Source organism: Pectobacterium carotovorum (genome assembly GCF_900129615.1).
Lineage (GTDB): Bacteria > Pseudomonadota > Gammaproteobacteria > Enterobacterales > Enterobacteriaceae > Pectobacterium > Pectobacterium carotovorum.
The window spans coordinates 358,382-378,176 of sequence record NZ_FQWI01000003.1; the positions used below are offsets into that span (position 1 = coordinate 358,382).

20 protein-coding genes and 1 other RNA gene are annotated in these 19,795 nt (G+C 50.0%); 9 read left to right on the plus strand and 12 right to left on the minus strand.

Features of this window, described 5'->3' with window-relative positions; genetic code table 11:
- Positions 1–74: 74 nt before the first annotated feature.
- A complete protein-coding gene (locus BUB06_RS08650) occupies positions 75–473 on the plus strand; it encodes an acyl-CoA thioesterase (protein WP_039472377.1) in 399 nt (132 codons plus the stop codon).
- 79 nt (positions 474–552) lie between these two features.
- On the opposite strand, the gene queC is transcribed toward BUB06_RS08650, so the two are convergent.
- A complete protein-coding gene (gene queC / locus BUB06_RS08655; RefSeq protein WP_039472379.1) occupies positions 553–1,248 on the minus strand; it encodes a 7-cyano-7-deazaguanine synthase QueC in 696 nt (231 codons plus the stop codon).
- Between the two features lie 99 nt (positions 1,249–1,347).
- Positions 1,348–2,424 (minus strand): PLP-dependent cysteine synthase family protein, encoded by a 1,077-nt coding sequence (locus BUB06_RS08660; protein ID WP_039472382.1) that lies wholly within the window; start codon positions 2,422–2,424, stop codon positions 1,348–1,350.
- Positions 2,425–2,791: 367 nt separating this feature from the next.
- Here BUB06_RS08660 and BUB06_RS08665 point away from each other — a divergent pair, with 367 nt between their 5' ends.
- The 5 genes from BUB06_RS08665 (at position 2,792) to amtB (ending at position 8,897) form a co-directional block, all read left to right on the plus strand.
- Positions 2,792–3,253 (plus strand): Lrp/AsnC family transcriptional regulator, encoded by a 462-nt coding sequence (locus tag BUB06_RS08665; protein WP_010304571.1) that lies wholly within the window; start codon positions 2,792–2,794, stop codon positions 3,251–3,253.
- Between the two features lie 78 nt (positions 3,254–3,331).
- Positions 3,332–5,101, plus strand: a complete 1,770-nt coding sequence (locus BUB06_RS08670; RefSeq protein WP_039472384.1) for a SmdA family multidrug ABC transporter permease/ATP-binding protein — start codon at positions 3,332–3,334, stop codon at positions 5,099–5,101.
- Positions 5,094–6,872 carry a SmdB family multidrug efflux ABC transporter permease/ATP-binding protein gene (locus tag BUB06_RS08675; protein ID WP_039472386.1) on the plus strand — a complete coding sequence of 593 codons (1,779 nt, stop codon included), beginning with the start codon at positions 5,094–5,096 and terminating at the stop codon, positions 6,870–6,872. The genes BUB06_RS08670 and BUB06_RS08675 overlap by 8 nt, the downstream gene beginning before the upstream one ends.
- 360 nt (positions 6,873–7,232) lie before the next feature.
- Complete coding sequence (gene glnK / locus BUB06_RS08685; RefSeq protein ID WP_002208627.1) at positions 7,233–7,571, plus strand: P-II family nitrogen regulator; 339 nt, start codon at positions 7,233–7,235, stop codon at positions 7,569–7,571.
- A gap of 39 nt (positions 7,572–7,610) precedes the next feature.
- Complete coding sequence (gene amtB, locus BUB06_RS08690; RefSeq protein ID WP_039472387.1) at positions 7,611–8,897, plus strand: ammonium transporter AmtB; 1,287 nt, start codon at positions 7,611–7,613, stop codon at positions 8,895–8,897.
- Between the two features lie 137 nt (positions 8,898–9,034).
- Here the strand turns inward: amtB and tesB are convergent, their stop codons facing one another.
- The gene (gene tesB / locus BUB06_RS08695) at positions 9,035–9,898 is read right to left on the minus strand and encodes an acyl-CoA thioesterase II (RefSeq protein WP_039472390.1); all 864 of its coding nucleotides are present in this window, start codon (positions 9,896–9,898) and stop codon (positions 9,035–9,037) included.
- A 212-nt stretch (positions 9,899–10,110) separates the two neighbouring features.
- Here tesB and BUB06_RS08700 point away from each other — a divergent pair, with 212 nt between their 5' ends.
- Positions 10,111–10,692 (plus strand): YbaY family lipoprotein, encoded by a 582-nt coding sequence (locus tag BUB06_RS08700; protein ID WP_010303016.1) that lies wholly within the window; start codon positions 10,111–10,113, stop codon positions 10,690–10,692.
- Between the two features lie 19 nt (positions 10,693–10,711).
- Here BUB06_RS08700 and BUB06_RS08705 read toward each other — a convergent pair whose 3' ends face one another.
- Positions 10,712–11,032, minus strand: a complete 321-nt coding sequence (locus tag BUB06_RS08705) for an MGMT family protein (protein WP_015839360.1) — start codon at positions 11,030–11,032, stop codon at positions 10,712–10,714.
- A gap of 185 nt (positions 11,033–11,217) precedes the next feature.
- Here BUB06_RS08705 and ffs point away from each other — a divergent pair.
- Positions 11,218–11,314, plus strand: an RNA gene (ffs, locus tag BUB06_RS08710) — signal recognition particle sRNA small type.
- 461 nt (positions 11,315–11,775) lie between these two features.
- Here the strand turns inward: ffs and BUB06_RS08715 are convergent.
- The 6 genes from BUB06_RS08715 to BUB06_RS08740 form a co-directional block, all read right to left on the minus strand.
- Positions 11,776–11,979: an HHA domain-containing protein gene (locus tag BUB06_RS08715; protein ID WP_005976087.1), complete on the minus strand. Its 204-nt coding sequence runs from the start codon at positions 11,977–11,979 to the stop codon at positions 11,776–11,778.
- 53 nt (positions 11,980–12,032) lie between these two features.
- Entirely contained in the window at positions 12,033–12,401 is a 369-nt protein-coding gene (gene tomB / locus BUB06_RS08720) for an Hha toxicity modulator TomB (RefSeq protein ID WP_005976089.1), read from the minus strand.
- A gap of 598 nt (positions 12,402–12,999) precedes the next feature.
- A complete protein-coding gene (gene ykgO, locus BUB06_RS08725; protein ID WP_005976091.1) occupies positions 13,000–13,143 on the minus strand; it encodes a type B 50S ribosomal protein L36 in 144 nt (47 codons plus the stop codon).
- 17 nt (positions 13,144–13,160) lie between these two features.
- Positions 13,161–13,409 (minus strand): type B 50S ribosomal protein L31, encoded by a 249-nt coding sequence (locus BUB06_RS08730; RefSeq protein WP_039472395.1) that lies wholly within the window; start codon positions 13,407–13,409, stop codon positions 13,161–13,163.
- Between the two features lie 230 nt (positions 13,410–13,639).
- Positions 13,640–16,768, minus strand: a complete 3,129-nt coding sequence (locus BUB06_RS08735) for an efflux RND transporter permease subunit (RefSeq protein WP_039472398.1) — start codon at positions 16,766–16,768, stop codon at positions 13,640–13,642.
- A 28-nt stretch (positions 16,769–16,796) separates the two neighbouring features.
- Positions 16,797–17,990, minus strand: coding sequence for an efflux RND transporter periplasmic adaptor subunit (locus BUB06_RS08740; RefSeq protein ID WP_039472399.1), 1,194 nt, complete (start codon positions 17,988–17,990; stop codon positions 16,797–16,799).
- Between the two features lie 165 nt (positions 17,991–18,155).
- Between BUB06_RS08740 and acrR the strand changes: the two genes are divergently transcribed.
- Positions 18,156–18,797, plus strand: a complete 642-nt coding sequence (acrR, locus tag BUB06_RS08745; protein WP_010303026.1) for a multidrug efflux transporter transcriptional repressor AcrR — start codon at positions 18,156–18,158, stop codon at positions 18,795–18,797.
- A 57-nt stretch (positions 18,798–18,854) separates the two neighbouring features.
- Here the strand turns inward: acrR and rsmS are convergent, their stop codons facing one another.
- Positions 18,855–19,025, minus strand: a complete 171-nt coding sequence (rsmS, locus tag BUB06_RS08750; RefSeq protein WP_010303027.1) for a pleiotropic regulatory protein RsmS — start codon at positions 19,023–19,025, stop codon at positions 18,855–18,857.
- A 35-nt stretch (positions 19,026–19,060) separates the two neighbouring features.
- A complete protein-coding gene (priC, locus tag BUB06_RS08755) occupies positions 19,061–19,597 on the minus strand; it encodes a primosomal replication protein PriC (RefSeq protein ID WP_039472403.1) in 537 nt (178 codons plus the stop codon).
- Between the last annotated feature and the right edge of the window lie 198 nt (positions 19,598–19,795).

The window sequence follows — 19,795 nt, forward strand, 5'->3', positions numbered from 1 at the left end:
TGGGCTACGAACCTCTGCTAGGCTAATTATCAGGTCATACCAGTTACTGATTTTGTCACAGGAGTATTACCGAGATGCAGACTTTCATTACCGTTCGTGGTTATCACATTGATGTTTATCAGCACGTTAATAACGCGCGCTATCTGGAGTTTCTGGAAGAGGCGCGTTGGCAATGGCTGGAAACGTTGCCCGCTTTTGGCTGGATGCATAGCAACAAGATTGCTTTCGTCGTGGTGAATATCAATATCAACTATCGCAAGCCTGCCGTTCTCGGTGACGTGCTGCGTATTGATAGCGAACTGCTACAGATGAATACGAAAAGTGGCGTGATCTGTCAGAAGATAACCCGAGTGTCTGATGAAAGCGACGTGGCCGATGCCACGCTGACGTTTGTCTGCATTGATTTATTGACGCAAAAAGCACTGCCGTTGGAGGGAGAACTGCTGGAACACCTAAACGAGATTCGTCGTTAACATGAAACAACAGGCCATTGCTGCACGGCGTGGCCTGTTTTTTACTTGGTGTGGCGTTTCTGCGTGGTGACGTGAAGTATCAGCGTAACCCGGTTTTCTGTTTCAGCGATGCCGTGATAGCGGCGGAGTCGTTTTGATATTGCGCGAGCCCGTTTGCTCGTAAATGGCAGGCGGAACACTGACCACATCCATCACCCTTGATGCCGTTATAGCAGGTTAGCGTGTGGTAACGAACGGTATCAAGTTGCTGGTAATAATCTGCCAGCGCCCAGGTTTCAGCCTTGTTAAGCCACATCAGCGGGGTTTCAAAACGAATATCACGGGCAATACCTAAAACAACGGCCTGATTCAGTGCCTTGACGAATTCGTCGCGACAATCTGGGTAGCCAGAAAAGTCGGTCTCACATACACCGGTAATGACCGCTTCTGCACCAACCTGATAGGCGTAGATAGAGGCGAGCGTCAGAAAGAGAATGTTTCTTCCTGGAACAAAGGTGTTGGGGATGCCCTGTGCATTGGCGTCGTAATCGGGGACTGGAATGCTGTCACGCGTCAGGCTGCTGGTGGCGAGTTCATTCAGTAAACCGACGTCCAGAACCTTATGCGCCGTTGCCCCCAGTTTCTGGCTGAGTTCCCGAGCGACATCAATTTCAGCACGGTGACGTTGCCCATAATCGAAGGTGATGCAGTGGACGTCATCATAATCTTGCAGAGCCTGAATCAGGCAGGTTGTGGAATCTTGTCCACCGCTAAAAACGACAACAGCACGCTTCATTCTTCATTCACCTTAATGCGGGGTGTGATGTAAAGCCGCTATGTTACCTGAAAAATAGCCCGTATTCAGCGCCGCGGCTGTGTGCTGAATACACCAGACTCACACTGGGCTGAGTTCCGGCATGATAGGCGACATTTCTGGTGTGTTCAGGGCATCAAGATAAGGGCTAATGTCACCAATATTTTTTTCTACCCAACTGCTGTTGTAGTAGGTGTCCAGATAGCGTTCGCCGCTGTCGCAGAGCAGGGTCACAATCGCGCCTTTTTGACCCCGGCTCACCATCTCTTTGGCCAGTTGCAGCATACCCCAGACGTTGGTGCCGGTAGAGGCTCCCGCTTTGCGGCCTAACACGCTTTCCAGCCAGTACAGTGTTGCGATGCTGGCGGCATCCGGCACTTTGATCATGCTATCAATGACGTCAGGAATAAAAGAAGGCTCGGCACGCGGGCGACCAATACCTTCTATCCGGCTACCGCATGGGCCAGTGATGGAGCGATCCCGCTGTTGGTAACAGTCGTAGAAGACGGAGTGTTCTGGATCGACGACGACCAGTTGTGTATCTAGCCCCTGATAGCGAATGTAGCGTCCGAGCGTGGCTGACGTACCGCCAGTTCCTGCGCTCATCACGATGTAATCCGGCACGGTATGCGGTTCACGTGCCATTTGGCGGTAAATGCTGTCGGCAATATTGTTGTTGCCGCGCCAGTCGGTGGCGCGCTCCGCATAGGTGAACTGATCCATATAATGGCCGTTCATCTCTTGTGCGAGCTGTTCGGATGCGGCATAGATTTGTCCTGCCTGTTCGACAAAATGGCAGCGTCCGCCATAGAAAGCGATTTGCTCGACTTTTCTTTTTGCGGTGCAGGAGGGCATGACGGCGATAAACGGCAGGCCAAGTAAACGTGCAAAATAGGCTTCTGACACGGCAGTGCTGCCGGATGACGCTTCGATAATTGGCGTGCCTTCTTTAATCCAACCGTTGCACAGCCCGTAGAGAAATAAGGAACGAGCCAGGCGATGCTTCAGGCTACCGCTGGGGTGGGTGCTTTCATCTTTGAGATAAAAATAGATACCGGGATAATCCGGCAGGGTCAGTCGGATAAGATGCGTATCAGCCGAACGCTGAAAATCTGCTTCGATAGCGCTGATGGCATTTTTAACCCAGGCATTGGTCATGATGAAAACTCGGTTAGGCAGTGATGCGAATAGAGTAACGAGTTTTCAGGATAAAAAAATTACCTTTTTATCTCCTTGTGGGTAATTTAAGGGAATTATTTACCCTTTTACTCTTCCTGTGTGGGCTATTTTTCTACTGAGGTGTATGGTGAGTCGCTATCTCGAAAATTATGGCAACGGCGGGGTTTGTGTAACGAAGGCCGGTAAGGTCATTGCTATGTCGATGTTGCCAATAATGCTATCACCACAATTCTGGATGGGAAGAACATTACTTTTCTCTCTTAATGGGGGACAGTAGGGGAGGTTTCTATCGGCGGCGCTATTCTTAGGTAAAACTACATTAGGTAAAACCATATTAGGTATAACTATGTTGGATAAAATTGATCGCACACTGCTGAATATGTTGCAACAGGATTGCACGCTTTCGCTACAGACGCTGGCCGAGGCGGTTAATCTGACATCTACGCCATGCTGGAAACGATTGAAACGTCTGGAAGAGGAAGGGATCATCCGGGCTAAGGTGGCGCTGTTGGATAATGAACGTCTGGGGTTAGGGCTGACGGCGTTTGTCTTATTGAAGACGCAACAGCACAACCGCGACTGGTATCAGACTTTCACCCGCGTGGTATCCGACATGCCGGAGGTGCTGGCTTTCTATCGTATGGCTGGTGAATACGATTACCTGATGCAGGTTCAGGTCGCTGATATGAAAAGCTATGATGATTTCTATAAGCGGCTGGTGAATGGTATTCCCGGGCTGGTCGATGTAACATCTAGCTTTGCTATGGAACGAATCAAACATACCACGGCATTGCCCTTATCCCTGTGATTTATCGTTCATCCGTCTTTTGTATAATCACCTTTCTGAGTCTGTCATGACCCGTCTGGCTATTGGAATGAAAACCGCGTGAGACTGTTTGCTCAACTGAGTTGGTATTTTCGCCGCGAATGGCGGCGCTATCTGGGGGCTATTGCGCTATTGATTGCGATTGCCATTCTGCAATTACTCCCCCCTAAACTGGTCGGCGTGATTGTCGATGGTGTGACGCAGCACGGCATGTCGATGGCCGAAATGATGAAGTGGATTGGAGTGATGCTGCTGACTGCCGTCATGGTCTATCTGCTGCGCTATGTGTGGCGCGTGTTCCTGTTTGGCGCGTCATACCAGTTGGCGGTTGAGCTACGAGAGGATTTTTACCGTCAACTGAGTCGTCAGCATCCTGCATTTTACCAACGTCACCGTACTGGCGATCTGATGGCGCGTGCGACTAACGATGTCGATCGCGTGGTCTTTGCCGCCGGAGAGGGCGTGCTGACGCTGGTCGATTCGATGGTAATGGGCTGCGCTGTGCTGGTTGTCATGTGTACACAGATCAGTTGGGAACTCACCTTGCTGGCGTTGCTTCCTATGCCGTTCATGGCGATTTTCATCAAACGCTACGGCACCCAGTTGCATAACCGTTTTAAATCCGCACAGGCGGCGTTTTCTTCGCTGAACGATCAGGCGCAGGAAAGCTTGACCAGCATTCGGATGATTAAAGCCTTTGGGCTGGAAAACTACCAGTCCGCGCGTTTTGCGCAGGTTGCGGCGGATGCGGGGGCTAAAAATATGCACGTCGCTCGCGTTGATGCCCGCTTCGATCCCACCATTTATATTGCCGTTGGGCTTTCGAATTTGCTGGCGATTGGCGGCGGCAGTTGGATGGTGATTAACGGTTCGCTGACGTTAGGCTTATTGACCAGCTTCGTCATGTATCTGGGGTTGATGATCTGGCCGATGTTGGCGCTGGCCTGGATGTTTAATATTGTTGAGCGTGGTAGTGCGGCATATAGCCGTATTCGACAGCTGCTTGCGGAAGATCTCGTGGTGAAAGACGGTGAGGAATCCTTGCCTGCCGAGCGGGGCGTGCTGGACGTGAATATCTCCGCGTTTCGCTACCCGGATAATGCTCGTGATGCTTTACAACATATTCAGTTTACGCTAGCGCCGGGCAATATGCTGGGGCTATGTGGGCCGACAGGATCGGGGAAAAGTACGCTGTTGGCGTTGATATTACGTCATTTCGATACCCAATCGGGAGAGATTCGTTATCACGATCGCCCATTGAGCGCCATTCGGTTGGATGAACTGCGAAGCCGTTTTGCCGTTGTGGGGCAAATGCCCTTTTTGTTTTCTGATACCGTGGCACGAAACATTGCACTGGGTCGGCCTGATGCTACCCAACAACAGATTGAACAGGCGGCACGGCTTGCCAGCGTTCATGACGATATTTTGCGTTTGCCTCAAGGGTACCAGACGGAGGTCGGAGAGCGCGGCGTGATGCTATCAGGCGGTCAAAAACAGCGGATCGCGATTGCCCGTGCATTACTGCTGGATGCTGAAATTCTGGTGCTGGACGATGCGCTGTCTGCGGTTGATGGGCGAACGGAACACCAGATTTTGCAGAATCTCAAAACGTGGGGCGAAAAACGGACGCTGATCATCAGCGCACATCGCTTGTCAGCCCTAACCGAAGCGAATGAAATCGTGGTGTTGCAGCAAGGACAAACGGTGCAGCGTGGCACACACCGGACGCTGGCGGCACAACCTGGCTGGTATCGGGATATGTACCGTTATCAACAGCTGGAAGCGGCGCTGGATGATGTGCCGCAGTTGGAAGGAACGAAAAATGAATAGCCCTCAACAGTTTTGGCCAACCCTGAAACGTCTGCTGGCCTATGGTTCACCTTGGCGAAAACCGCTGTTACAGGGTGTCCTGATGCTGTGGATTGCCGCAATTGCTGAAGTTTCAGGCCCTGTATTGGTGAGCTATTTTATTGACGACTTGGTAGCAAAAGGTCAGTTCCCGCTGGCGATTGCGGCTGGCCTGGCAATGGCCTATATCCTGCTGCAAATTCTGGCGGCTTCACTGCACTATTTTCAGACGCTGCTCTTTAATCGCGTTGCGGTCGGTGTTGTTCAGCAACTGCGTATTGATGTGATGGACGCGGCGTTGCGCCAGCCACTGAGTACATTTGATACGCAACCTGTTGGGCAACTGATTTCACGCGTCACCAATGACACTGAGGTGGTAAAAGACCTGTACGTCATGGTGGTGTCAACGGTATTACGTAGTGCGGCGCTGGTTGGTGCGATGCTGGTGGCGATGTTTAGCCTGAACTGGCAGATGGCGCTGGTTGCACTGATGATTTTCCCTGCGGTCGCGACGGTCATGGTGCTGTACCATCGTTTTAGTACGCCGATTGTGCGCAAGGTACGGAGCTATCTGGCCGACATTAATGATGGTTTTAATGAAGTGATTAATGGCATGGGCGTCATTCAGCAGTTTCGCCAGCAGGCTCGCTTTGGCAAAAAACTGGGTGCCGCCAGCCATGAGCATTATGAAGCGCGGATGAAGGCTTTGCGTCTGGAAGGTTTCCTGCTGCGGCCGCTGCTGAGCCTGTTTGCCGCAATGGTGCTGTGTGGCTTGTTAATCCAATTTGGTTTCAGCTCAATTGGATCGGTTGGCGTCGGGGTCTTGTACGCGTTTATCAACTATTTGGGCCGTCTGAATGAACCGCTGATTGAACTGACAACCCAGCAGTCCATGTTGCAGCAGGCAGTCGTCGCCGGTGAACGTATTTTTGAATTGATGGATGGCAAAAAGCAGAGCTACGGCGATGATGAGCATCCTCTGGCGACTGGGCGTGTCGATATTGACGATGTCTCTTTCTCATATGGTACAGAAAAACGCGTGCTACAGAATATTTCTCTGACGATCCCGGAGCGCGGGTTCGTCGCGCTGGTCGGACATACCGGCAGTGGGAAAAGTACGCTAGCCAGTTTGCTTATGGGGTATTACGCGCCAGATGAGGGTGAGATTCGGCTTGATGGCCGCCCGCTGTCGACGCTCTCTCATGCGGTGTTGCGCCAAAATGTGGCAATGGTGCAACAGGATCCAGTTGTGCTGGCGGAATCCATGTTTGTGAATGTGACGCTGGGGCGTGATATCAGCGAAGAGGCTGTCTGGCGCGTGCTGGAAGTGGTACAGCTTGCCGAACTGGTTCGGGCTTTCCCTGAAGGATTGCATACGCGCATTGGTGAGCAGGGGAATAACCTGTCAACCGGACAAAAGCAGCTGCTGGCGATTGCGCGGGTACTGGTGCAAACGCCTAAGATCCTGATTCTCGATGAAGCGACGGCGAATATTGACTCAGGTACGGAGCAGGCGGTGCAAAAGGCGCTCCGTATCATCAGGGAACAGACGACCTTGATTATCATCGCCCATCGGCTTTCCACTATCGTTGAGGCCGACACGATTATGGTGCTCCATCATGGGCAAACCGTTGAACGGGGAACACATGATCAACTACTGCAACAGCAGGGGCGCTATTATCAAATGTATCAGTTGCAACTCGCTGGAGAGGATCTTGCCGCTACCAGCACTGAACCTTGCCCTGCGCACTGAGACTTACCTGAGATAGTATCCCGGTCTGCACCGCCTTGTGTGGTGCAGACTGACAGTCTATTCATGGCTTCGCACCATCAATAAGCATCGTGATTCTGGTTTCCCCCCAAGTTGCACTAAAAACACTCTTCATGCACTGCATTGGTGCAATTTTTGCCCAAATCTTCCTGCATTTATTTCCCATACTGTTTTCTTTTTGCCCTTTCTTATCGTTAATTGCGTTCTCTTTCCTGATTTATGCCAGATAAATCATTTATGGCACACCCTTTGCTTTAGTCATGACGTAGACCTACTTCATAGAGCACGTAATCGAACAAGTGACGGGCGAAAGCCTGAACGTAATGGCTAGGGGGAAGATAAATGAAACTGGTTACTGTGGTGATAAAACCATTCAAGCTGGAAGATGTACGTGAAGCGTTATCTTCTGTCGGCATCCAGGGACTCACCGTCACTGAGGTGAAAGGATTTGGTCGTCAGAAAGGGCACGCAGAGCTATACCGCGGCGCGGAATACAGCGTTAATTTTTTACCCAAGGTAAAAATTGATATCGCGATTGCAGACGATCAACTGGATGAAGTGATCGATGTCATCAGCAAAGCCGCGTACACCGGAAAAATTGGTGACGGCAAAATTTTTGTCGCCGAGTTGCAAAGGGTTATCCGTATTCGTACGGGTGAAACTGACGAAGCCGCACTTTAACAACACCTAGCGTAGATACGTAAATAGGGATGGATGAAAATGAAAAAACTACTCTCTTCATTAGGTCTCGGTGTGGCGGCATTACTCCCGTCCTGGGCAATGGCTGCGACACCGACGATTGATAAAGCGGACAACGCTTTTATTATGATTTGTACCGCACTGGTACTCTTTATGACTATACCGGGCATTGCACTGTTTTACGGCGGCCTGATTCGTTCTAAGAACGTTCTGTCCATGATGACGCAGGTGAGCGTAACGTTCGCGATGGTTTGTATCCTGTGGGTCGTTTACGGATATAGCCTGGCCTTCAGCGAAGGTAACGCCTTCTTCGGTGGTTTCAGCACCTTTATGCTGAAAGGCATCGGGATTGAGTCCATCAGCGGCACCTACTATCAATTTGTACATGTGGCGTATCAGGCTTCTTTTGCCTGCATCACCGTCGCGCTGATTGTCGGTGCGATTGCTGAGCGTATTCGTTTCTCTGCTGTGCTGATCTTCGTTGCGCTGTGGCTGACGTTCTCCTACCTGCCGATGACGCACATGGTATGGGGCGGTGGCTATCTGGCTGCGGATGGCGCGCTGGACTTCGCTGGTGGTACGGTGGTTCACATCAACGCCGCGGTTGCTGGGTTGGTGGGTGCTTACCTGCTGGGCAAACGCGCTGGTTTTGGCAAAGAAGCCTTCAAACCGCATAACCTGCCGATGGTATTTATTGGTACGGCGATTCTGTATATCGGCTGGTTTGGTTTCAACGCGGGCTCTGCGGGTGCTGCGAACGGTATCGCCGCCCTGGCTTTCCTGAACACCGTTGTTGCGACTGCTGCTGCAATTCTGGCATGGGTTGGCGGTGAGTGGATGGTCCGCGGTAAGCCTTCTCTGCTGGGCGCATGCTCTGGCTGTGTCGCTGGTCTGGTGGCAATCACGCCAGCTGCGGGTACGGTTGGCGTGGGTGGCGCACTGATTATCGGTCTGGCTGGTGGTGTTGCAGGCCTGTGGGGCGTAACGGTACTGAAAAGATGGCTGCGTGTGGATGACCCATGTGATGTGTTCGGTGTTCACGGCGTGTGCGGTATCGTTGGCTGTATCCTGACTGGCGTATTCACCTCTGCATCACTGGGTGGTACTGGCTATGCGGAAGGCGTGACGATGGCACACCAAATTTGGGTGCAGCTGTTCAGCGTGATTGTTTGTCTGGTGTGGTCTGGCGTGGTGGCATTTGTCGCCTTCAAGATCGCGGATATGGTTGTCGGCCTGCGTGTACCTGAAGATCAAGAGCGCGAAGGTTTGGACGTCAACAGCCATGGCGAGAGCGCTTACAACCAATAAGAACGCTTAAATTAGTCAGTGAGATGGCTTAATACAAGTAGACAGGCGTGGAGGAGACTCCACGCCTGTTTTATTATCAGTCTTAAACCAACCCCCCGGATGAGGTGGTCTTTTACGTTACGAGGCTGCCGCAAGGTTTATGGCTGTCGGCGACGTATGACGCCTTCCTGCACGCTGGATGCAACCAGCACACCTTCCCGAGTATAGAATTGCCCACGAACGAAACCACGAGCACCGGATGCAGACGTGCTTTCTACGGTATATAACAGCCAGTCATCCAGCCGGAAATCACGGTGGAACCACATCGAGTGATCGATAGTGGCGACCTGCATACCCGGTTCCAAAAAGCCAACGCCGTGAGGCTGCAACGCTGTGAGTAGGAAATTGCAGTCAGACGTATAGCCGAGCAGATATTGGTGAATACGCTTATCGTCCGGCAGCGGGCTGCTGGCACGGCACCAGACGTGTCGCACTGGCTCGTCTACTTCGCCTTTTAGTGGGTTATGAAATTTAACCGGGCGCATCTCAATCGGGCTGGCCTGAATAAATTTATCGCGAAAGCGGGGCGGCAGAAGGTGCTGCATGTCTTGTGCGATTTCCTGCTCGGATTTCAGTTCCTCTGGCGGTGCGACGTTTGGCATCACATTCTGGTGCTCAAACCCTTCTTCATGACTTTGAAATGAGGCCGTCATATAAAAAATAGGGCGACCATTCTGGATAGCCCTAACGCGTCTGGCGCTGAAGCTGTTGCCGTCGCGCAGGTTTTCAACGTCATAAATAATGGGTTTCTGGCTATCGCCGGGTAGCAAAAAGTAGCTGTGGAAAGAGTGAATGTTGCGCTCGACGGGGACAGTCTGTTTGGCAGCCGACATGGCTTGGCCGACGACTTGCCCGCCAAAGACCTGACGCAGCCCCAAATCATCGCTTTGTCCGCGAAATAGCCCTTCTTCGAGCTTCTCTAAATGCAGGAGGTCGAGAAGATGTTGTAGTGATTGACTCATGGTATCGGCCCCAATGTATGCGAATGGCTAGTTATCTGTTTGTTTTGTAATGTGTAAAATGTCTGATTGTGACTTTTTACTGCAATAAATGTGTGGATTTCAGGAAAATATCAGAATATTGCACCATCATTATTGTGTTGGTTGAATCATACTATTTATGAGTGCCGGTTTTCGATACCGGTAGTCTGACAATAATAAGGGAGACTGACCGAATGAAATTATGGCATATCTTAGGCGGTATCACGTTATCGATGACTCTGGCTGCATGTGCACAGAGGAGTGATTATGGCGTTTCTCCTCAGACTGGCGCACCTGTCACCAGTGTTTCCTCACAGCGCCCGGCTGTCGCGATGCCTGCGGTAACCGGTACGGTGAATATTCGTCAGCGCATTGCGCTGCCTCACAACGCCGTTTTGACCGTTACCGTGTCTGATGCATCGCTGGCGGATGCACCTTCAAAAGTGATTACCCAGCGTGTGACGCGTACAGAAGGAAAGCAGGCACCTTTCCAATTCGAGCTACCGTATAATCCGGCTGATATTCAGCCCAACGCGCGTATTTTACTCAGCGCAGCGGTTGCGATCGATAATCGCATCGTGATGGTGACGGAAAACGTCTTGCCGGTTATTAGCAACGGGGTGAATAACGCCGATTTGGTGCTGGTCCCTGTCGCCTCTGTTCCCTTACCGGCGAAAAATCAGGGATCAATGATGTCTAATCCGGCGAATCAGACTCCTCATATGCTTCAGGGGCAACCTGCTTCGTCATCTGTGGCTCCGCAGCCAGTCTGGTAATTCATCTGGATACGCGCCGCTATGGCGCGTATTGCCAGCGATATTTAGCGAGATCAATTTTTCCCTGACGATTGAAAATGATGCCTTCCGCCTGTAGCGCTGACTTCTGGCGTACATAGTCTCCACCGACCAGCGATATTTCCCCTTTACGATTGATTACCCGATGCCAGGGGAGTTTGCTGTCTTTCGGCAGGCGTTTTAATACCCCGCCAACTTGCCGGGATGCCCTGGGTGAATCGGCAAGCTGTGCGATGTCGCCATAGGTCGCTATTTTTCCGTAAGGGATTGCCGCGACGATTTGAAAAACGCGCTGGCGGAAATTATCGTTTTCTTCTGACATCCGCGGATATTCCTGCTGTTCCTAAACCGATTGAACATCATAGTGGCACAGTGGGGTGGGTAAGAAAACAACGGTTAGTCGGTGTTAGCTTGCAATTGCTTATCCCATCGCCGATAATGCCCACCGCTTTGTGACACGTTGCGATTATCATGTGCACACTGTTATAAAGTCGTCAATGGAGGCCCTGTCGGTTCTCCCGCAACACTAACCTGTGGATTCGGTCAGGTCCGGAAGGAAGCAGCCGCAGCAGGAGACGTGTGTGCCGGGATGTAGCTGGCAGGGCCTCCACCAATTTCTGCCCTCGTTAGCCGCTTCATCGCCAGACTGGTCTTCATTTCCTGCACATAAACACCATTCTCTGCCATAAATCCGTTTTCTGACATACATAACCGCTGAGCAGCCATTCTTTGCTCGATAGGTGTCATTTACCGATCGCTGTTTCTTCGAGAGGATGACTGCGCATCTTTACTTAGCGAGTAATAATTGCGGTAATTATTACATCCCCTGTTTTCATCACGGGATATACTATTCGTGGATGCTCTCAATGCAATTGTTATAAACGATGAGTGCCGGAGAAATAAGCGTGAGAGGTGAGGGCGAATTCATTTTTACTTAATATAAAAAATACAATTTGTTACAAGTCTTACGCAATTAATACGTTAAAAAGATAATAAAAACAAAGGCCGATAATATTATCGGCGCAGTGTATTTAATGTCAGTTTTTGTATACGCTTCGTTAGGAATTAACGGACGTATCGCCATACTGCGGTAGGAACTTTGTCGTAGAGTTTGTTCATTGTCAGTTCAGCCAGACGATGATCGGCTGCGGAAAAGAACATCTCCAGTTCATCATTAGAGAGTTCATACTTGTTTTTTTCAATAACGCGTTCGAGAGTGTCAATGGTTGTGCATTTACGCAAACGCATCAAATAGTCGATTTTTTTCATAATGGCCTATGCAAACAGTACCTGGTGGTTAAAAAATATAAATAAATTATTGCTTAAGTTTTAGCAGGCGTACAGACGTTCTCCCCTGAGAACATTCCGAATAATTTTGCTTTGGACTTCTGCCAGCGCCGTAGTTCAGCATCATTAATGCCATAGTTGCTAAACAAGACGTAAGTATCATCCAAATACTTTTCAACCTGCTCTGAAAGCTCACTTTCGTTAGGGTATTTTATTTTAAATGTGAGAATAAACGTAGCGATATGCTCAATAAGTTCATTTAATTGGAGATTGATCGCAGATGTTGGATCATTGACCCAGCCGTGACTGCTATCGCCTAACGTCGCTATGCTTTCGTCACACAGATTCTCACATAAGAATCTGAGTTGGGCAATATCATAATGTTTTGGTGTGTACTCATCCATATCAATCCCTCCGTTAAGCCGTTATTCAGTGTTACTGCGGTTAACACCTGGTAAACAGGTAGACTGATGAAGCTTACAAGATAAAGACATTAGCATTGTTTCGTATTCATGCTGTTACAAGCAATGCGCTGAGCCATTGTGATTTTTTCAGCAATGAATGAGATAACAAAGATTTTTTACCTCCTACTATCTACTATGTCGCGAAATAGGGCTGGCGTAAATACCAACATATCATGACTTAACCTTAAGTATAGTTCTACCAAGTTGGCTACGATTACGTCATTCTATATATGACTATAGCAAAAGCGTTCGTAAAATTCGCGGATAATAGGTAAGGTTTTCACTGCTATTTATTTTGATTAATCCTCAGATTTTTTTGTTGTAACAATGAGCATAGAATAAACTCGTCTGCGGCTTATTTAATTATTTCTATCTGAAAATATGAGAAATGACAGAAGGAATGCGAAGAGATTGCTCAGTGGATAAGGGCTTTTGATACTCGTTATCTTATTGTTTCAGCTGTTTTTTCATGCGAATCATCCCGTACAGTCTGGTTAGCGCCATAACACCGACTGTATCGGGATGAAGTCGAGAAAGATTAACCTTTTTTCTTTTTTCCGCCTTGTACGGCCTTAAAACGCGGGTTTGATTTGCATATAACGTAAACTCGCCCGCGACGGCGGACCACAATACAATCCTTATGACGATTCTTTGCTGAACGTAGTGAACTAAGCACCTGCATTTAATAGCCCTCTCTGATTACTTGAAGAAGTTGCCAAAGCGCTGCTGGAAGCGCGCTGTGCTGCCTTCTTTCGAATATTCTTTTTGCTTCCCGGTGTAATAGGGATGCGATGCCGAAGAAACGTCAATAGTGACGTAAGGGTAGCTGGTACCCTCTAGTTCAATGGTACGATCGCTTTTAATCGTTGACCCTGTTTTGTAATAGACATCCGCGCTGGTGTCATGGAATACCACCGTGCGATAGTCAGGATGAATACCTGCTTTCATAGTTGCCTCATTTGTTATGTTATAACATACCTGTTATGTTGCGCTTTTTTGACATCAGGATCAACCATTATGTTGTGGTGAGGCCGTAACATTCTCTACGCCACTATAGAGGCGGATAAAGATGCAAACGGCACTGTGCACGGTTGGTAAGGGTTAGCCGGGGAGATAGGGCTGGAAAGTAAAAAAGGCCGCTAGGCGGCCTTTTAGGGGATATAGGAGGGTATTCGGTCTTAGTGTGCTGTTGTGTCGTCGACTTTCTTACCGAAACGACGGCGGACAACAACAAAGAACACCGGAACAAAGAAGATAGCCAGCACGGTTGCTGTAATCATCCCGCCCATTACGCCAGTACCAACGGCGTTCTGTGCACCGGAACCTGCACCACTACTGATGACCAGCGGCATTACACCGAGGATAAAGGCAAGTGATGTCATCAGGATTGGACGCAAACGCATACGAACGGCATCGAGCGTTGCTTCAATCAGTCCTTTCCCTTCTTTTTCCATCAGATCTTTAGCAAATTCGACAATCAATATGGCGTTCTTCGCCGATAACCCTATGGTTGTCAGCAGGCCCACCTTAAAGTAAACGTCGTTTTCAAGACCTGTCATATTCGCCGCAATTAATGCACCGATGATCCCCAATGGAACAACCAGCATGACGGAGAACGGTATTGACCAGCTTTCATAAAGCGCTGCCAGACATAGGAACACGACAATCAGTGAAATCGCATAGATTGCGGGTGCCTGGTTGCCTGATAACCGCTCTTGATAAGACATACCCGTCCATTCGTAGCCGATACCTTGCGGTAATTGGGTCACGAAACTTTCCATCAATGCCATGGCTTCACCGGTACTCTTACCTGGAGCGGCTTCACCTTGGATCTGCATGGATGGTTGGCCGTTATAACGTTCCAGACGCGGTGAACCATATTCCCAGTGGCTCTGCGTGAAGGCAGAGAAAGGCACCATTTGTCCGTTGCTACCGCGGATGTACCAGTTTTTGATGTCATCTGGCAGCATACGGAAAGGTGCATCGGCCTGAACGTAAACTTTCTTCACGCGACCGCGATCGATGAAGTCATTCACGTAAGATCCACCCAGCGTGGTTGCCAACGTTGAGCTGATATCCGACAGTGACACACCAAGCGCCTGCGCTTTTTCCTGATCGATATCGAGGCGGAACTGCGGTGTATCTTCCATCCCGTTAGGACGAACTTGCACCAGCGTATCAGGACGTTGTGCCGCCATGCCCAATAACTGGTTACGTGCTTCCGTCAGTTTTGCGTGCCCAAGGTTAGCCTGGTCAATCAACTGGAAGTCGAAACCTGTTGCGGTACCCAGTTCGATAATCGCAGGGACGTTGGCCGCAATCACGATAGCTTCTTTATACTGACTGAAGACCGCGTTAGCTCTGCCCGCAATTGCCTGGACTTTATTCTCTGCACCGCTTCGTTCACTCCAGTCATTCAAGCTGGCGAAGGCCAAGCCGGCATTCTGCCCACGACCAGAGAACCCGAAGCCCGTCACGGTAAACACGGACTTGACGTTACCTTTCTCATTTTCGAGATAGTATTGCGTCATTCTGTCCATGATTTTCTGGGTGTTTTCCTGCGTCGCACCTGAAGGCAACTGAACGATGTTCAGCAGAACCCCCTGATCTTCGTCCGGCAGGAAAGATGTCGGCAAGCGTAAGAACAACAGTGCCAGACCGACAACAATCAGCAGATAGATGACCAGATAACGGCCCGTACTGCGCAGAATATTTGCTACGCTATCGGTGTAGTGGCTCGTGCTTTTCTCGAACAGTCTGTTGAACCAGCCGAAGAAGCCTTTCTTCTCACCGTGATCGCCTTTGGCGATCGGTTTTAACAGCGTTGCACAAAGCGCTGGCGTCAAAATCAACGCAACCAGAACCGACAGCACCATCGCCGAAACGATCGTGATGGAGAACTGGCGGTAGATTGCCCCTGTAGAACCACCGGTAAACGCCATTGGGACGAATACCGCGGACAGAACCAGCGCAATACCGACCAACGCCCCCTGGATCTGCTCCATGGAACGTTTTGTTGCTTCTTTAGGCGGTAGACCTTCTTCCGCCATGACACGTTCCACGTTTTCCACGACGACGATGGCGTCATCCACCAGAAGCCCGATGGCGAGAACCATTGCGAACATCGTCAAGGTGTTAATGGAATAACCAAACGCGGAGAGGATAGCAAACGTTCCCAGCAACACGACCGGCACTGCGATGGTTGGGATCAGCGTGGCACGGAAGTTCTGCAAGAACAGATACATCACCAGGAATACCAGTACGATGGCTTCCACCAGCGTTTTCACGACTTCGTTGATCGAGATCTTAACGAAGGGTGTTGTATCGTACGGATAAACCACTTTCAGGCCAGAAGGGAAGAACTCTTCCAATTTGGTCAGTGAGTTTTTTACTGCGGTTGCGGTATCCAGCGCATTTGCGCCTGTCGCCAGCTTGATACCGATACCGGCAGCGGGCTGACCATTGAAACGTGCAATGGTGTCGTAGCTTTCTGCGCCTAGCTCAACGCGGGCAACGTCTTTAAGGCGAACCTGAGAGCCATCAGCGTTAACTTTCAGCAGGATTTTAGAAAATTCCTCTGCTGAATTCAGTCGGGTTTGCGCAATGATCGAGGCGTTCAACTGCTGGCCAGGAACAGGTGGCGCTCCCCCCAGTTGTCCTGCCGCGATCTGGTTGTTTTGGACTCTGATCGCCGCGGTGACATCACCTGCGGTTAACTGATAGTTGTTCAGTTTGTTCGGATCCAGCCAGATACGCATTGCGTACTGGGCACCAAACAGCTGTGCATCACCTACGCCGGATGTACGGCTGATGGGATCTTTAACGTTAGCAGCCACGTAGTCAGCGATATCTTCCTGTGACATTTTGCCGTCTTCACTGATGAAGGCGGCAACCATGAGGAAGCTACTGCTTGATTTCTGAACGTTAACCCCTTGCTGCTGTACTTCCTGCGGCAGCAGCGGCATTGCCAGTTGCAGTTTGTTCTGTACCTGAACCTGCGCGATGTCCGGATCGGTACCCGCGTCAAACGTCAGCGTAATCTGCACTGTACCTGAGGAGTCACTGCTTGATGACATGTACATAAGGTTATCGATACCGTTCATATTCTGTTCGATAACCTGCGTCACGGAATCTTGCAGCGTCGATGCATCGGCCCCCGGATAATTTGCTGTTACTTCAATCGCGGGTGGTGCGATCGTTGGATACTGGGCAATCGGTAATTTAACAATTGCCAGCAACCCCGTCAGCATCACCATGATGGCGAGCACCCATGCAAAAATGGGTCGATCTATAAAAAACTTAGCCATGAATTGTACCGGCTCCTGTTAGAACGTCTTAAGACTTCGCGGGTTCTGCTGACGCTTGTTGCGCCTGCTGATTTTCTGGAGCGACTTCTTTAGCTTTCACCTGCGCACCGGGCCTGATTTTTTGCAGACCAGTGACAATAACGCGATCGCCCGCTTTCAAGCCTTCGGTAACCAACCATTTATCACCAATTGCCTTACTGGTTTTAAGCGTGCGAGGTTCTACTTTATCGCCTTCTCCAACCACCATCGCCGTGGCCTGACCACGCGGATCGCGGGTGACACCCTGCTGCGGCACTAATAAGGCTGTCGGGTTAACGCCGGAATCAAGACGGGCGCGTACAAACATACCAGGGAGAAGATTGTGCTGTGGGTTAGGGAAAATAGCGCGCAGCGTGATGGAACCGGTGGTTTCATCGACAGTGACATCAGAGAATTCCAATGTACCTGCTTCGGCATATTCGCTACCGTTTTCCAACAGTAGACGGACATTGGCTTTGCCTTCACTTTGTTTCAGCGTACCGTTTTCCAGCTCTTTCTTCAGTTGCAGGAAATCATTACTGGACTGCGTGACGTCAACATAGATCGGATCAAGCTGCTGCACGGTGGTTAATGCCGTTGCTTGCCCGGTTGCTACCAATGCGCCTTCCGTCACGGTGGATTTACCCACGCGGCCTTCGATTGGCGAGTTCACTTTAGTGTAAGCCAGATTGATTTGTGCGGTGTCAACCGCTGCTTTAGCAGCCTGAACCGAAGCATCAGCCTGACGAGAGGTGGCAACAGCCTGATCGTAATCCTGCTTGCTGACGTAGTTGGTGCCCAAAAGCGGCTTATAGCGATTAACTGTCAGGCGGGCAATTTCTGCCTGAGCCTGTGCCTGAGCGAGTGAGCCTTTGGCGCTATTGTAGCTTGCCTGGTATGTCGCAGGATCGATTTGATACAGCGATGCGCCAGCTTTAATGTCAGACCCTTCAACGAAGTTGCGTTTGAGGATAATGCCGCCAACCTGTGGGCGAACCTCGGCAATGCGGTAAGCACTTGTACGGCCCGGCAGCTCGGTCATGACATTCAGTGCTTCCGTTTTTAACGTCACAATACCCACTTCAGGCATCTGCTGCTGTGCGCCGCCTTGCTGATTATTGCCGCTATCACATCCTGCGAGCATTAAGCCGCCAGAAAGCATCAGAACTGCCGCCAGAGGCGTTAGCCCTCTGTTTTTGTTCATAGATAAACCTCAAGTGTCCGATTTGAAATTGACCAATGGATCACAAGCTTAAAAACCCATTGCTGCTATAGTCTTATGTTCATGCTATGTTACATACATTCTCGAATGTATGTAAATCACGCTTTCCTTCAAATACAGCGATATGGCACGAAAAACCAAATTATCATGGCACGAAAAACCAAAAAACAGGCTCAGGAAACCCGACAACATATACTGGATACTGCGTTAAGAGTCTTCTCTGAGCATGGTGTGTCCGCGACCTCATTGTCTGACATTGCCACCGCTGCTGGTGTGACACGGGGTGCTATTTATTGGCATTTTAAGAACAAAGCCGAAATCTTTGACGAAATCTGGGCCTTGGCTGAGTCAAAAATAGATGAGTTTGAAATAGAGTATCAGACAAAATTCCCTGATAATCCACTCCGCGTGATGCGTGAATTATTGATTTATATGCTGCGTTTAACCGTTAGTGATACACATTGGCGATCCATTATGGAGATCGCTTTTCACAAATGTGAGTTTGTCGGTGAAATGTTGCAATCGTACAATGCGCGCAAAGAGCTTTATCTCTCCTGCTATGTCGATATTGAAGAAAACCTGATTAAGTGCATCCGGGTGGGGATGTTGCCGACGGACATTCATCCACGTCGTGCAGCAATCGCGATGCGTGCCTATTTTTCCGGCGTGATGGAAAACTGGCTATTTATGCCGGAAAGTTTCGATCTCGATCAGGAAGCCCCGGCGCTGGTAGATGCTTTTATTGATATGCTGCATTTTAGCCCGGCGCTACGTAAACTCGCTGAATAAGCCGTTGATCGACGGCGCTAATACCTGTTGCCTTTAAGCTCTGGAGCTATTGTTACCTTAGGCGGAGGATTTAGCGCCACCACCTTCTTGCGAGAGTTTTTTCTCAAAATCGTTACGTATAATCTCCAAGGCGGCCAGCGCGATACGCGGTTCGATTTGGTTTTCTTCCAGCAACATAATCAAATCGACCGCCAGCTTGACCTCGGGTGGGGCGTTTTCAAGTGACATGAATCAGTTCCTCGTTTCTTGGCGAACCCGCCGTACTACAATCCTTGCTCACGGCGTTCGATTTGACGTTCCAGACGTGCCAGCGCCTGACGGCAGCGTGACAGCCGTCCTTCCAGCGCCGCCAGCTCTTTCTGTAGTCGCTGTTGCTCGCTGAATTGCGTCTGCGTGATGAGCAGGCTTTCTCTATCCTGAATCATGGAAAGCAGACGGCGTTCATAATCCTGATGTTCCGCGAGTTTGTGATACAGATCTTCCGGCTGTGGTGCATTACTTTGCTCCTGCCTGCGTAATGACTGTGTTGCCAGCTCACGCTGCAATGCGGCTATCTGGCTGACCAACTTTTCAGCCAGAAACGCCACGCGATCGGTGCGCTGTTCGGCAACTAACTGCTTTATCACCTGTAAATTTTGTTCAACTTCGGCGCGATAATCACGTAGCCGGGTGCCGTAGCTGCTAAAGAGTTGACGATCGAAGCGTGATTGCGGCACGGCTTTATCCGCCAGCGGCTCAAGCTCTTTCGCTAGCGTGTTAATTTGTTGTTCAAGCGCTTGTAGCAATCGATGCGTGTTCACTTTTTTCCCTTACGGTCAGGCTGATGATTCAGCGAGCTAGCCTCGCGCGGTGTGTCGGCCCGTGGTATAGATCGATATCGTTAGTCTACGCCGCTTTACTGCACTGCATGAGGATATCTTAACTAATCCATCGGGCAAGGTGGTGATAAAGTGTGGTGGACATTGTCGCAGACAAAAATATATTGAGCAGACAAAACA